Here is a 14,144-nt window from a genome sequence, read left to right as displayed (position 1 = left end):
ATGACTGTTCAGGAACTGGCTGCCAACCCGGCTGCGCTGGCCGAAGATTGCGACGAGGGCCAGCTTCGCTCGCTGATCCTCAACCTGACCGAGGAATATGCCCGGCGCTTCCACGCGCCCAAGACCTTCATCCCCGGCGAGAGCCTGGTGCCGGTCTCGGGCAAGGTCTATGATTCGAGCGACATGCGGAATCTCGTCGATTCCTCGCTCGACTTCTGGCTGACCACCGGCCGCTTCAACGAGGAATTCGAGGCCAAGCTGGCCAAGCGTCTGGGCGTCGCGCACGCGCTGACCACCAACAGCGGTTCGTCGGCGAACCTGCTGGCGCTGTCGACGCTGACCTCGCATTATTTCCGCGGGGACGCGCTGAAGGCGGGCGACGAGGTCATCACCGTCGCCACCGGATTCCCGACCACGGTCAACCCGTCGCTGCAGTACGGCCTGACCCCGGTGTTCGTCGACGTCGACATCCCGACCTACAACATCAAGCCCGAGATGATCGAGGCGGCGGTCAGCGACAAGACCCGCGCGATCATGATCGCGCACACGCTGGGCAACCCGTTCGACCTCGCCGAGGTGATGCGCGTCGCCGAGAAGTATAATCTCTGGGTCGTCGAGGATTGCTGCGACGCGCTGGGCGCCACCTATAACGGCCAGGGCGTCGGCACCTTCGGCCATATCGGCACGCTCAGCTTCTACCCGGCGCACCACATCACCATGGGTGAAGGCGGCGCGGTGTTCACCGACAAGCCGCGCCTGAAGCGCGTGATCGAATCGATGCGCGACTGGGGCCGCGACTGCTGGTGCCAGCCGGGCCAGGACAATACCTGCGGCAAGCGCTTCGCCCGCAAGCTCGGCACGCTGCCGATGGGCTATGACCACAAGTACACCTATGGTCACGCCGGCTACAACCTGAAGATCACCGACATGCAGGCGGCCGTCGGCCTCTCGCAGCTCGGCCATCTCGACGGGTTCATCGCCGCGCGCGCCCGCAACTTCGCCGGTCTCACCGAGCGGCTGCGTGCGCACGAGGACGTGTTCATCCTGCCGGAGGCGACGCCCAACAGCGAGCCGTCCTGGTTCGGCTTCCCGATCACGATCCGTCCGGAAAGCGGCATCGATCGCGAGGCGCTGGTCCAGTATCTCAACGAGAAGAAGATCGGCACGCGCCTGCTGTTCGGCGGCAACCTGCTGCGCCAGCCCTATATGAAGGGCCGCAACTACCGCGTGGTCGGCGATCTCACCAATGCGGATCTGGTTACCACCAACACCTTCTGGATCGGCGTCTATCCGGGGCTGACCGCCGATCATCTCGACTATATCGTCGAGCAGATCGCGCTCTTCCTGCGTCAGGGCGCCTGACGCACGCGTGACAGGGCCGGGTGGCGCAGGCGGGCGCCCCCGGCAGACAGGTACCAGCAAAGGGCCGGTACGTTCGGTCAAATCCCGTAGACAAACATCAACGATATCGGGCCGGTTAAGGAACTCGCATCTACAATGATGAGGATCTTCACGGCAAAAAGTGAGCTGGTTCGAATAGCATGGCAAAAACGCGCGTAGCCGATCTCATCGCCCGGATGCTCGTGGAGCACGGGATCACCGACTGCTTCATGCTCACGGGCGGCGGTGCGATGCACCTGAACGATGCCTTCGGCCGAGAGAAGGGCCTGAAGAAGGTCTTCACCCATCACGAGCAAGCCGCCGCGATCGCGGCCGAGGCCTATTGTCGTCTTTCCGGTACGCCCGCAGTCGTTAACGTGACCACCGGTCCGGGCGGCGTCAATGCGCTCAATGGTGTATATGGCGCGTATGTCGATTCGATCGGCATGATCGTCGTGTCGGGGCAGGTGAAGCGCGAGACCTATGCCGGCAACTATCCGGCGATCCCGCTGCGCCAGCTGGGCGACCAGGAAGTCGACATCGTCTCCATGGTGCGCGGCATCACCAAATATGCCGTGGTGCTCAACGATCCGCTCGACACCCGCAAGGTCGTCGAAAAGGCGATCCACCTGGCGCGCCGGGGGCGGCCGGGTCCGGTATGGATCGACGTGCCGATCGACGTGCAGGCGGCCCCGGTCGATTTCGACGCGCTTGAGCCGTTCGATCCCGCCAGCCTGGACGAAGCGGGCGAAGTGCCGAACAACCGCGCCGAACTCGGCCTGCTCGAAGGTGCAGCGCTCGAGGCGGAAGTCGCAGCGACGCTGGCTGAGCTTTGCGCCGCCGAGCGGCCGGTCGTGCTGGTCGGTGCGGGCGTCCGGATCTCGGGCCAGCATGCCGAGTTCCTGCGCTTCGTCGAGCGCCTCGGCGTGCCGGTGGTGACCGGCTGGAACGCGCACGACACGCTGCCCAACGCCCACTCGCTCTATGTCGGCCGGCCCGGTACCGTGGGCGATCGCGGCGGCAATTTCGCGGTGCAGACCGCGGACTATGTCCTCGTGCTCGGCTCGCGCCTCAATATCCGCCAGATCAGCTACAACTGGCAGAGCTTCGCCCGCAACGCGCGCGTCGCGATGGTCGAGATCGACGGGGCCGAGCTGGCCAAGCCGACGCTCAATCTCCACCGTCCGATCCATGCCGATCTCCGCGCCTTCTTCGCGGTCGCCGCGGCGCTGCCGCTGCCGGAAGACGACAAGGCCGAGGCACGCGCCGCCTTTCTGGCGCGCAGCCGCGAGCGCGCGGCGCGCTATCCGGTGGTCCTCCCCGAATATTGGGAGACCGACGGGCTGATCAATCCGTATGTCTTCGGCGAGCTGCTGTTCCGCGAGCTGGAGGAAGGCGACATCATCGTCTCCGGCGACGGCACGGCGTGCGTCACCATGTTCCAGGCGGCGAACCTCAAGGAAGGCCAGCGCCTGTTCACCAACTCGGGCTGCGCGTCGATGGGCTATGACCTGCCGGCGGCGATCGGCGCCTATCAGGCGGGCGGCGGCCGGCGGATCATCTGCCTTGCCGGCGACGGCAGCATCATGATGAACCTGCAGGAGCTGCAGACCATCGTCGGCCAGCAGCTGCCGGTGAAGATCTTCGTGCTGAACAACGACGGCTATCACTCGATTCGCCAGTCGCAGCAGAACCACTTCCCCGACAACATCGTCGGCTGCGGCCCCGACAGCGGCCTGTCCTTCCCCAATTTCGCCAAGCTGGCGGCGGGCTTCGGCCTGCCTTCGTCCAACGTCGCGACGCATGCCGATCTTTCGGCGGCGATCCGCGCCACGCTGGACGGCGAGGGCGCGCAGCTGTGCGAAGTGATGATCGACAAGCGGCAGGAATTCGCGCCTAAGCTCAGTTCGCGGCGCCTGGAGGACGGCACGATGGTGTCGCCGACGCTCGAGGATCTTTCGCCCTTCCTCCCGCGGGAGGAACTGGCCGAGGCGATGCGCCCGTGATCCGGCACGTCATCTTCGACCTCGACGGCACGCTGGTCGACAGCTGTGAGGTCTGCGTCTCGATCCTCACCGGCATGATCGGTGATCGTGGCATCATGCACGTGATCGATCCCGTCGAGGCGCGGCTGCACATGAGCAGCGGCGGCGCGGAGATGGTTTCGGCGCTGCTGGGGCCCGCGCGTCGGCATTTTGCGGACGACCTTGCCGACTTCCGCGCGCGCTACGCCCGTCACGTCACCAAGCGCGAAAGCCTGTTCCCCGGGGTCGCCGCCGGGATCGAGCGACTTCACCGGGCCGGGCTGCGCCTGTCGATATGCTCGAACAAGCCGCAAAATCTGGTCGACAAGGTGCTCGAGGATACCGGGCTCGCGCCCTATTTCGACGTCGTGGTCGGTGGCCAGCCGGGCCTGCGCCCCAAGCCCGAGCCCGATCTGCTGCGCGCGGTGACCGATCGCCTCGGCTGCGCGCCGCAGGAAGCGGTGTTCGTGGGCGATAGCGAGCTCGACCATGCGGTCGCGCGGGACGCTGGCATGGGCTTCTACCTGATGACCTATGGCTATGCCGATCCCGAATGGGACCCCGGCGAGTCCGACTGTTTCGATTGCTTTTCCACCTTCACCAACGCGTTGTCGGAACGGATAGGCTCGGTCCATGCTTGAACCTGCCGTCGCCCGGCTTCTGGCGGAGGGCGAGCAGCACATCGTTCTCGCTGGCGCGGGGGGATGGTTGGGGCTGGCCACGCTGGATCTGCTGGAAAAGGCATTGGGCGACCGGCTCGATGCGCGCGTCTCCTGCTATGGCAGCGCGGCCCGTACGCTGACGCTGCAGAGCGGACGCCAGGTGGTGCAGGCGCCGCTGACGGAGCTGCCGAAGCTGCAGGCGCAGCGCATCTGGCTGTTCCACTTCGCCTTCCTCACCAAGGACCGCGCGGAGACGCTGAGCGAGGAGGCGTATCGCGCCGCCAACGACGCGATCAGCGCGACCGTGCTGACGGCAGCGCGAGCCTTGCCGGTGGAGGCGCTGTTCGTTGCCTCCTCGGGCGCGGTGACCAAGATCGACGATCCCCAGGCAAGCCCGGCGATGCGGCTGTATGGCGAAATGAAGCTGGCGGACGAACGCCGCTTCGCCGCCTGGGCCGAGGAGTCCGGCCGGCGTGCCGTGATCGGCCGAATCTTCAACATCACCGGGCCATACATCAACAAGCATGCTGCCTATGCGATCGCCAATTTCATCCTTGATGCGCTGGCGCAGCGGCCGATCGCGGTCCGGGCGCCGCGCGAGGTGTTCCGGGCGTATGTCGCCATCCGCGAACTTGTCTCCTTGATTTTGTCGCTGATGGGGGAGAGTACGTCGGGCGTCGTCCAATTTGATTCCGGGGGGGAAGTAATGGAATTGGGTGCCGTTGCCGCGAAGGTGTTGGAGACCTTGGGAGGCGCGGGGGTCGAACGAGCGTTGATCACCGAGCAATCGACAGATCGCTATGTCGGCGATGGCGCGACCTATGCCGCGCTGCTCGCGCAGCATCGCATCGCAGCCGTTCCGCTGGGTCGGCAAGTTCTTGAAACGGCAAGATTTTTGCGCGATGTGCAGGCCGTGGCGCCGGTGCTGGCATCCCCGCCAGTCGCATGATATTGGCGCGGGCGGCGGTTGCAGACGACGAATGAAGGAATTGAGATTTTCATGACGGTGACCATCAAGTCCAGCGCGAAGACGGCGGTGCTTCGCCTGTCTGGATCGGTATCGGTGGGTGCGTTGATGCTGGCGCCGGTTCCTGCCTTCGCGCAGCTTGTCGATCCCACGGCGCTGGCACAGGCTGCGCAGGCGCGGCAGGGCGACCAATCGCAGTCTTCGCCTCCGATGAGCGATTCCTCGATTTCGAGCGACCGCCGTTCGTCCGACGGCCAGGCCACTACCCGTCCCTACGAACCGGTGTCGGTCAGCGGTAACGACGCAAACAGCATTGACGCAGAAAACGGCTATCGCGCCGGTCCGCGCCGCGGCGAGAACGGCCTGCTCGATCTCACCAGCGTCAATCTCAAGAAGCCCGCTGCCCCGGGTGAATTCGAACAATGGGCGCAGAGCGTTACGGGGCGCACGCTGCGGAGATACGGCACCGACTTGCTGATCGCCAGCGCGCGCGACTTCACCGTACCAGCGACGACGACGATCCCGCCGGATTATGCCCTCAACGTAGGCGACGTGGTATCCATCTCCATGACGGGTTCGGTCGACGGTAGTGTCGACCGCGAGATCGACCGTGACGGCAAGATCTTTCTCCCGAATATCGGTTCCGTCAGCTTGATCGGTGTTCGCTACCGCGACCTGAAGGACCGCATCTCGACCGCCATCGGCCGCCAGTTCCGCGGCTATGAAGTGTCGGTCAGCATTCGTGCGTTGCGCGGCGTACGCGTGTATGTTACGGGCTTCGCGAACAACCCCGGTGCCTATTCGGTAACGAGCCTGTCGACGTTGGTGAACGCCGTGCTGGCGGCCGGAGGACCTGCGGCTGGCGGCAGCTTCCGATCGGTAAAGCTGTATCGCAATGGTCGTGAAGTCGCCGATTTCGATTTGTATCAGCTGCTTCGCAAGGGCGATCGGTCGCACGACCCATTGCTCCAGAACGAGGACGTGCTGTTCATTCCCGCCGTCGGCAAGCAGGTTGCCGTCATCGGTAGCGTCAACGACGAGGCAATCTATGAAATGAAGGATGGCGAAAGCGTCGCCGACGTGCTGGCTCTCGCGGGCGGCCCTTCGGTTCTCGCCGACCCGTCGCGCCTCGTCCTGTATCGGCAGACCGATCAGGACACCGTCGGCAGCCGCATGATTGATCGCGCCCTCGCAGGCGCGGAACGCGCCGAAGCCGGCGACATCATCCAGCTGCTGCCGCAAGGCTCGATCGTGCGGCCGCTGGAACGGCAGCAGGCGGTGGTCCGGATCGAAGGCGAAGTGAATCGGCCGGGCAATTATTACGTGCCGCCAAATACCCCGCTTTCGAAGGTCCTCGAGATGGCCGGCGGGCTGACTTCGCGCGCTTATGTGTATGGCACCCGCTTCTTCCGTGAGTCGGTGCGATCGCAGCAGCGTCGCAGCTTCCAGGAAGCGCTGGAGCAGATGGAAGTCTCATTGGCAGCGGCACCGCTCGCCGGCGATACGCTGCAGGATGCGGGCCAGCGTCAGGCGCAGCTCACGGCGGCGCGCAGCTTCCTCGACCAGCTGAAGGCGAAGCAGCCCGATGGGCGGCTGGTCCTGAACATCGGCAATGTGGGGGGCACCCTGCCGAGCGATCTGCCACTGGAGAACAACGACCACATCATCGTGCCGCCGCGCGTTGAGACCATCGGTGTGTTCGGTGCCGTGTATCGACCGGCATCGTTCTTGCTCGATCCGACGAACAAGAACTCCGTGCGCGAATATCTGGAACGCGCTGGCGGGCCAATTCGCGGTGCCGACAAGGGCCGAATCTTCGTCGTTCGTGCGAACGGCTCGGTGCTGACGGAACGCCGCGGTGCGCTGAAGGCGAAGGTTCTGCCGGGTGACACGGTCTTCGTTCCGCTGAAGACCCAGTCGTCCTCGGTCTGGGCAAAGATCCGCGACATTTCCGCCATCATCTTTCAGTTCGGCCTTTCCGCGGCCGCAGTTGCGGCGGTCAGCCGATGACACCTCCTCGCTCTCTCGTCGGAACGCTCGCGACCGCTCCGCTGGTGCGCAACCCGCTATGGCGGCGCATCGCGCTCCTCATCCTGATCGCGATTTTCCTCGTCCTTGCGTTCTTTCCTGAACGCTATCGCGCGGCTATGACGCTGACCCCCACCGATCCGAGCAGCCTGGGCCTCAGCGGGACGCTGAGCCAGTTGGGCGCTGCAGGCAGCGTGTTCGGTAACCAGGCTGCTGTCGAAATCAGCATGCGGGTGGCGCGCAGCGAGTTCGTTCGCGAAACCGTGTCTAAAGAGGTGAACCTGCCGGCGCTGCTGAAGCGCAACCGGATAGAAACGCATCGTTGGCTCGATCGCCATGTCGATATCCGATCGCTGAAGGGTGGCATTGTCCAGTTCGAGCTGAAGGATCGCGACGCAGATTTCGCGCGCAAGGTCATCGCCGCCTATGGCGAGGCTGTCCGCAAGGAACTGGCCCGCATCGCGCGCGAGCAGACCGCCTACAAGCGTCAGGTTCTGATGGATCTGGTCGAAAGCGCGAGTGACCGCCTCGCCAAGGCGCAGAACGACTACGACCAGTTCCGCCTCAAGACGCGCTATTCGAGCCCGCAAGCGGCCATCTATGCGGCGGGTGATCGCATTCCTGAGATGGAAGGGGCAATCCGCGGCAAGGAGGTTCAACTGGCACAGATGCGCCAGTTTGCCACCGACGACAATATGCGCATTCGGCAAGTCGTGGCTGAGATTGCCGCTCTTCGGAGCCAACTCGCCGAAGCGCGCTCGCTGAAGCCGGACGAGCATAGTTCTGTCGGGCAAGTTGTCGTCCAATCGACGGAGGTCGATCGGCTGCGGCGTGAACTTTCCCTCGCGCAGACATTGTACGACAATTACAAGCGGTTCCTGCAGGGAACCTCGGTGGAGGATCTGATCTCTGGTGCGAACGTGCGGGTGCTCGAGCCGCCTTATATCGATACCGCGCGCCAGGTGAACTTGATCCCGCTCGGGTTGGCAGCGGTCCTGCTGCTGCTTGGTCTGGCAGTCGAGTTCTACACGCTGCGCCCGCCGCTCCTAGAGCGGGGGCTTGCCTGACCATGTCGGGAGGCATTCTCGTGCATCCGGACGTTTCCGTCGTTATCCCTTGCTATAACGAGGAGGATAACGCGGCCGCCATTTGTGCCGCGACGATCGCGGAGCTGGAGCCGCTAGGGCACAGCTTCGAAATCATCTTCATCGACAATGATTCGACCGACCGCACGGTGGAAATTCTTCGCGAGATCTGCAGCCGCGATCCGCGGGTGCGACTGATCATCAACAGCCGCAACTACGGCCAGATGCGGTCGCCGACCTATGGGATCTATCAAGCGCGGGGCCGGGCCGTGATCGGCATGTGCGCCGACTTCCAGGACCCGCCAACGCTGATCCCGCATTTTGTGCGGCGCTGGCAGGCGGGGGTCGACATCGTTCTGGGCGTGCGCGAAACCGAGAAGACGGGGCCGATCCTGACGGTGATGCGCCGGCTCTCCTATTGGCTGGCGCGCAACTTCGGCGACTATCCGGTCGTTCCCAACGCGACCGGGTTCGGCCTCTATACGAAGCGGGTAGTGGACGCGACCAAGCGCTTGGCCGAGCCCGAGCCCTTTTTTCGGGCGATGCTGGTCGAGACCGGGTATCGGCTCGAGACGATCAGCTATCCGCGCGCGCCCCGCGCGGCGGGCAAGTCGAAGAACAATTTCTTCGCCTTGTTCGATTTTGCGATGTCGGCCCTCGCGGGATCGTCGAAGCGGCTGCTGCGCATGCCGCTCTACATCGGCGCGATCGGCGCGCTCCTGACGCTCGGGATGCTCGTCGGCGGCCTTGTTGCATTTCTGCTCGGCAAGCCGATCGCCGGATGGTTCATCGCGTCCGTCGTCCAGGCGGAATTCGCGTTGTTGTTCGGTTTCATCGGGTTGCTCGGCGACAATGTTCGCATCATCTCTGAACGTACTCGGCGCACGCCGCTGGTGCTCGAGCGGGAGCGTATCAACTTCCCGCCGGACTATTGATCATGGCGCTTTCTCGCGCTCGCTTGTTGGAGTTGTGGCGCTACTATCAGATGGGTGTGCTTAATACGGCCTTCGGGCTCGGCATGTATTCCCTGCTGGTATGGCTGGGTATGAACATGTTTTTGGCGCAGCTGACGGCGCATCTGCTTGGTATGGCTTTCAATTACTTTACCTATAGCCGTCACGTATTTCGTGATGCAGGACCCGCGAAGGTGCGATTTGCCCTGTCTTATGGGGTGAATTACGTGATCGGTCTCGCCATGTTGGCGGCGGTTTCGAGAGTGGTGGCGTCTCCTTATATTGCGGGTTTGGCGGCTGCAGTTCTTGTATCCATCATTAACTACTTCCTTCTCTCGCGCATGGTTTTCAAAAAGGCTGCGGCATGAATGCGTCGTCTGGCCGATATCGCTCGCTTTGGGTGGAGTACCTGATGGGGCTCTTTGTCCTGCTGCTTATCGGCAGGGCAATGCTCAGTTTGTATTTCAATGGCTACATGCCTCAGCCTTTCTTCTATGAGGTTCACGACACCTACATGGATTGGTTCAATACGGCGTATTGGGCTCATGATCCCGGAATGTATGACAATTGGGCAACGATTTATCCGCCGTTGTCATTCGTTGTTCTGCGCATTGTAGGTATTGGAAAGTGCTATACGAGCGGCGTTGATTCCCCCGACCTTCGCCTTTGTGATTGGGTTGGTATAGCCGCCATCCATGGTCTGTTCATTCTCAACATAATCCTTACGGCGCTGGTTTTCAAAAAAATTGACAGACGTACGGCGATGCCTCGCGCCATCGCAGTCTCCGCCGGCATGCCGATGCTATATGCGGTAGATCGCGGCAACATCATCTTGTTGTGTTATACGGTTTTTCTTCTCGCGTTTGGTCCATTGGTTCGATCTGCGCGCATTCGCTGGTTTTGCGCAGGCCTGGCCGTTAACTTTAAAGTATATCTAATAGCTGCAATTCTTGCCCAATTGCTGCGTCGCCGCTGGCTATGGGTCGAAGGTGCGCTCATTGCGGTAATTTTAATCTACGTGGCGACGTTCGCTATCATTGGCGCAGGCACGCCTGGCGAAATCATATTCAATATAACGAGTTACGCGACCAACTTTGTTTCCGGTAATATTTTGGATGTTTGGTATTCGGTTACCTATCAGCCGCTTATTAATCTCTTTCAGGGGATGGGTTTTCCGATAAACATCTTTCTTGGGTCCAGGGTGGCAGATGTAGGACTTGTCGTTTTTCCTGCTGTCACTCGATTGGGGCAGCTCTCCATCGCCTTGGCAGCCGTAGCGACATGGCTCCGGCCTGAAGTTGTACCTGTTCATCGTACGGTGTTTCTCGGTACGGCGTTGGCGCTGATCAGCTCGGAAGCGGGCGGTTACACGCAGATCATGATCCTTTTGCTAGTCATGATGGAGCCATGGCGCGGAGTCGCCCGCCCCGTCGCGATCATCACGTGCTATGTTCTCGCCCTCCCAGGCGACATCATTGTCAGCTACGTACCCCCCATGGTGCGCGAAAGCTTCCTTGCCGGTGGTGCTCGGGTGGAAGTCAACCTTGGTGTTGGTCTGGGGATGTTTCTGCGCCCGGCTCTTCTGGTCCTTGTAAGCGTCAGCCTTTCAGCGGCAACGATCGCCGACGTGTGGCGTGATATCAAGGCGCAAGGTTGGAAGAACCGCTGGCGCTACCGTCGTGATTGGCCGCTGCTGCCCGGAGTGACGCGGCCCGAGCGCCCCTATCCCGAGCAAGTCACGAAGTCGTGACGGGGGCATTCTCGCGCCGGACTTTCCTGCCGATACCGGCATTGATGGCCGGCGGCTTGGTCGAGGCGAAGGGCGCGCCGGTACAAGCGGAGGCGGGCGCAGCACGGCGCATCCTTCCCGCCGGAGTCCACCGCGTCGTCGCCGACCAGACGATCGACGGCGACCTCCAGCTTCAGCCGGGTGCGGTGCTCGACATCGCTGCCGGCGCGACGCTGCGCGTGCTGGGGGAATTCGCCGCGCCGGTCGCGCGGGTGTTCACGGGCGGCGGGCGCGTCGACCTGAACCAGAGCCGGACGCCGCATGCGCATCCCGAATGGTGGGGGGCAGCGCCCGGCAACGGCGCGGTCGACAGCCTGCCCGCGCTCGCCGCGTGCCTTGCGGCGCATCCGGTCCTGCACCTGCTCGCCGCCGATTATTTCCTGTCCGACACCTGGGTGATCGAGCGGCCGTTCGTGCGCGTGTCGGGCGCGGGATTCCGCGGGACCGTGGCGGGGGCCGGCACCCGGCTGGTGATGACCAACGGCACGGCCGACGTGCTGCGTGTCGGACCCGCCAGGCGCCCGCGCATGGTCAACGACTATCCGCAGAACATCGTGGTGACGGGCATCGCGCTCTGCCGCTCGGCGCCGGTGGCCGGCAATCCCGCGAACCCGCCCGCCGGGATGCGGGCGCAGTTCCTGCTGTTCGCGCGCTTCGAGGAAATCAGCGCCGCCGAGCACGGCATCGGCTTCGTCGCCCGCGGGCTGGTACGGTCGCAGATGAGCAACTGCGTCGCGTTCCGCTCGATCCCTGGCACGCAGCGCGGCGCGCCGTGGCGCGGCTTCTTCCTCGACGGCACGCAGGCGATCGGGCTGGCGGGCGGCAATGCCTCGCTGTTCCTCACCGATTGCAACGCCACCATTGGCGGCGATCCGGCGCTGGGCGACAATGTCGGGCTGCTGCTCGAAGGCGCCTTCGCCGACAGCTTCATCACCAATTTCGAGACAGCGGGCCCAGCGACCGGCATCCGTGTCGACGGCCAGACCGCGGAGATCGGCGGGCGCGCCCGCGACGGCCACGTCAATCTGCACCTGCACATGCCCGTCATCGACCAGTGCGGCGCGATCGGCATCGACATCCGTGATACCAGTCCGCAGGCGCTGATCGACATCAGCGATCCCTATGTCGCCGCCGCGCCCTCGGCCCAGGCAGCGATCCAGTGCGTCGCGCAACGGGGGGCGATCAGCATTCAGGGCGGGCAACTGGTCGGCGGCACCAACAGCCGCAGCGGCGGCCATGCGGCGGGCCTGCTCGCCCGTGACAGTGCAGGCGTGCAGGTGAACGGCCTGAAGATCCTGGAGCATGTCGCGCCCGTGGTGCTCGATCGCTGCCAGGGTTTTGCGGTGCAGGCGTGGGTAGGTGCGTCGCGCGACATGCGGGCGCCCGCCGCCTCGCTGCGCCAGTGCGGCCGCGGATCGGTGGCGCTGCTGCTGGGCTACGGACGGCCTGCCTATTCGGCGGGGGTGGAGCTCGATACGGAAAGCCGCCGCATCCGCATCGACGCCAGCGGCCTCGACGATGCCGCGCTTCTCGGCGGGGCCGACAGCCGGGTGCGGATCGGCAACCGCCCGGCCGCGCAGGCGCGCACCGCCGACATCGTGATCGAGGGCGCGTGAGCGCACCTTGGGGTTGGAAGCCGGGCTGGACGCTGACGCTCCTGTTGGTCGTCGCACTCTGGCTGCGGTTGTCTTCGATCGGGTTCGGCTTGCCCGCGCTCAACGACCCTGACGAACTGATGTTCGAGCTGGGGGCGATCCGTATGCTGCGCGGGCACACGCTCAATCCCGGCTGGTTCGGCCACCCGGCGACGACGACGATGTACGTGCTCGCGGTAGTGAACGTGCTGGTGTTCCTCGGCGGTTGGCTCTGCGGCCGCTTCGCCTCGGTCGAGGCGTTCGGCACTGCAGTCTATGGCGATCCGAGCTGGATCATCCTGCCGGGACGGCTGGTGATGACGGTCTTTGCGATCGGCACGATCGTGCTGACCTATCGCCTCGCCAAGAGGCTGGCCGGCACGGAGGTCGGTTTGCTCAGCGCCGCCATCCTGGTGCTCAGCCCGGTGCACATCACCTATTCGCAGATCATCCGATCGGACATGATGGCGTGCTTCTTCATGCTGCTGGCAATGCTCGCGGCCTTGAACATTGCGGAGCGCGGGCGATGGCGCGACCATGTGCTGGCGGCGTTCTGGCTTGGCTGCGCCATCATCACCAAATGGCCGTTCGCGCTGAGCTTTCTCGCCATCGCCGGCGGGATCTGGCTGTATCGCCGTTCGGGCGCCATTTCCACGCGCGCGAGCCTGGTGCGGCTGGTCGCCACTGGGCTGCTCGGACTCTGCTTCTGCGCGCTGCTCTCGCCCTATCTGGTGCTCGACCATGCCACGGTGGTGCGCAACCTCACGGGCGAGAGCCAGGTGCGGCACCTGGGGTCCACCGGCGGTCCGCTCTGGTTCAACGCGGGCTGGTATCTGACGGGCCCGCTCCGTACGGGATTGAGTGTTGTCGGGCTGCTGCTGTTGCTTCCCGGCATCGCGGCGGCGGTGCGCCGGCCGCCGATTGCCATGCTGATACTGCCGCTGCTGTGCAGCTTCTTCATCGTGCTGTGCGCGCAGACCATGGTATGGGAGCGCTGGGCGATGCCCGTTCTGCCGCTGTGTGCGATCCTCATCGCGTTCGGATTGTGCAGCCTTGCCGCCTGGGTCGGTCCGCGTTGGCGGGTTGCGGTGGGCGTGGTTGCCGCCGGCGCCGTCGCGGTGCCGCTTTTCCTGACGTCGTTGGCGCAGGCGCGCGAGCGAATGCACGACACGCGGCAACAGGCGTCGGCTTGGGCGGTCGCGCACATTCCGGCAGGCAGCACGGTACTGGTCGAGCATTTCGCCTTCGATCTGCTGCCGCAGCCCTGGCACTTCCTGTTCCCGATGGCGGAGGCAGGCTGCGTCGACGCGGCGGCGAAACTCCGCGGCAAGATCGGCTACGGACCGATCGACCAGGCACGGGGTGCGCGCGCCAATGTCGATTACGGCACCGTTGCTCCGGGCAAGCGCGACACGTGCCGCGCTGATTTCGCGATCCTGACCCAATATGAGCGTTACAAAGCCGAACGTAGCGCGTTTCCAGAGGAATATGCCGCCTATCGCGACTATGTTGCACGGGGTCACGTCGTGACGCGCTTCGTTCCGCGCCCGGGCGAGATCGGCGGGCGGATCGTGACGATCGTGGACTTTCACGGGCCCCAGCCGCCGCCGCGCTGAGCTTGG

The 14,144-nt window shown here is 64.2% G+C and carries 11 protein-coding genes; all 11 read left to right on the top strand.

Going from position 1 to position 14,144, the window contains the following annotated elements:
• Nucleotides 1-1,362: a lipopolysaccharide biosynthesis protein RfbH gene (gene rfbH, locus CA234_RS06895; protein ID WP_126001220.1), complete on the top strand. Its 1,362-nt coding sequence runs from the start codon at nucleotides 1-3 to the stop codon at nucleotides 1,360-1,362.
• 179 nt (nucleotides 1,363-1,541) lie between these two features.
• Entirely contained in the window at nucleotides 1,542-3,386 is a 1,845-nt protein-coding gene (locus CA234_RS06890; protein ID WP_126001219.1) for a thiamine pyrophosphate-binding protein, read from the top strand.
• Nucleotides 3,383-4,045 (top strand): HAD-IA family hydrolase, encoded by a 663-nt coding sequence (locus CA234_RS06885; RefSeq protein ID WP_126001218.1) that lies wholly within the window; start codon nucleotides 3,383-3,385, stop codon nucleotides 4,043-4,045. Before CA234_RS06890 ends, CA234_RS06885 begins: the two co-directional genes overlap by 4 nt.
• On the top strand, nucleotides 4,038-5,015 hold the full coding sequence (locus tag CA234_RS06880; RefSeq protein WP_126001217.1) for an NAD(P)-dependent oxidoreductase: 978 nt from the start codon (nucleotides 4,038-4,040) through the stop codon (nucleotides 5,013-5,015). Before CA234_RS06885 ends, CA234_RS06880 begins: the two co-directional genes overlap by 8 nt.
• A gap of 51 nt (nucleotides 5,016-5,066) precedes the next feature.
• Nucleotides 5,067-7,043, top strand: a complete 1,977-nt coding sequence (locus CA234_RS06875) for an SLBB domain-containing protein (RefSeq protein ID WP_126001216.1) — start codon at nucleotides 5,067-5,069, stop codon at nucleotides 7,041-7,043.
• Nucleotides 7,044-7,087: 44 nt separating this feature from the next.
• Nucleotides 7,088-8,128, top strand: coding sequence for a hypothetical protein (locus CA234_RS06870; protein WP_126001215.1), 1,041 nt, complete (start codon nucleotides 7,088-7,090; stop codon nucleotides 8,126-8,128).
• 2 nt (nucleotides 8,129-8,130) lie between these two features.
• A complete protein-coding gene (locus CA234_RS06865; protein ID WP_126001214.1) occupies nucleotides 8,131-9,081 on the top strand; it encodes a glycosyltransferase family 2 protein in 951 nt (316 codons plus the stop codon).
• Between the two features lie 2 nt (nucleotides 9,082-9,083).
• A complete protein-coding gene (locus tag CA234_RS06860) occupies nucleotides 9,084-9,467 on the top strand; it encodes a GtrA family protein (RefSeq protein WP_126001213.1) in 384 nt (127 codons plus the stop codon).
• Nucleotides 9,468-9,511: 44 nt separating this feature from the next.
• Entirely contained in the window at nucleotides 9,512-10,849 is a 1,338-nt protein-coding gene (locus CA234_RS06855; protein ID WP_126001212.1) for a hypothetical protein, read from the top strand.
• 44 nt (nucleotides 10,850-10,893) lie between these two features.
• Nucleotides 10,894-12,504, top strand: a complete 1,611-nt coding sequence (locus tag CA234_RS06850) for a hypothetical protein (protein ID WP_126001211.1) — start codon at nucleotides 10,894-10,896, stop codon at nucleotides 12,502-12,504.
• Nucleotides 12,501-14,138, top strand: coding sequence for a glycosyltransferase family 39 protein (locus CA234_RS06845; protein ID WP_126001210.1), 1,638 nt, complete (start codon nucleotides 12,501-12,503; stop codon nucleotides 14,136-14,138). Before CA234_RS06850 ends, CA234_RS06845 begins: the two co-directional genes overlap by 4 nt.
• Nucleotides 14,139-14,144 lie beyond the last annotated feature (6 nt).

This window comes from Sphingomonas sp. ABOLE (assembly GCF_003950455.1).
GTDB classification, from domain to species: Bacteria; Pseudomonadota; Alphaproteobacteria; order Sphingomonadales; family Sphingomonadaceae; genus Sphingomonas; species Sphingomonas trueperi.
This window is presented reverse-complemented; position numbering and strand designations above follow the sequence as displayed.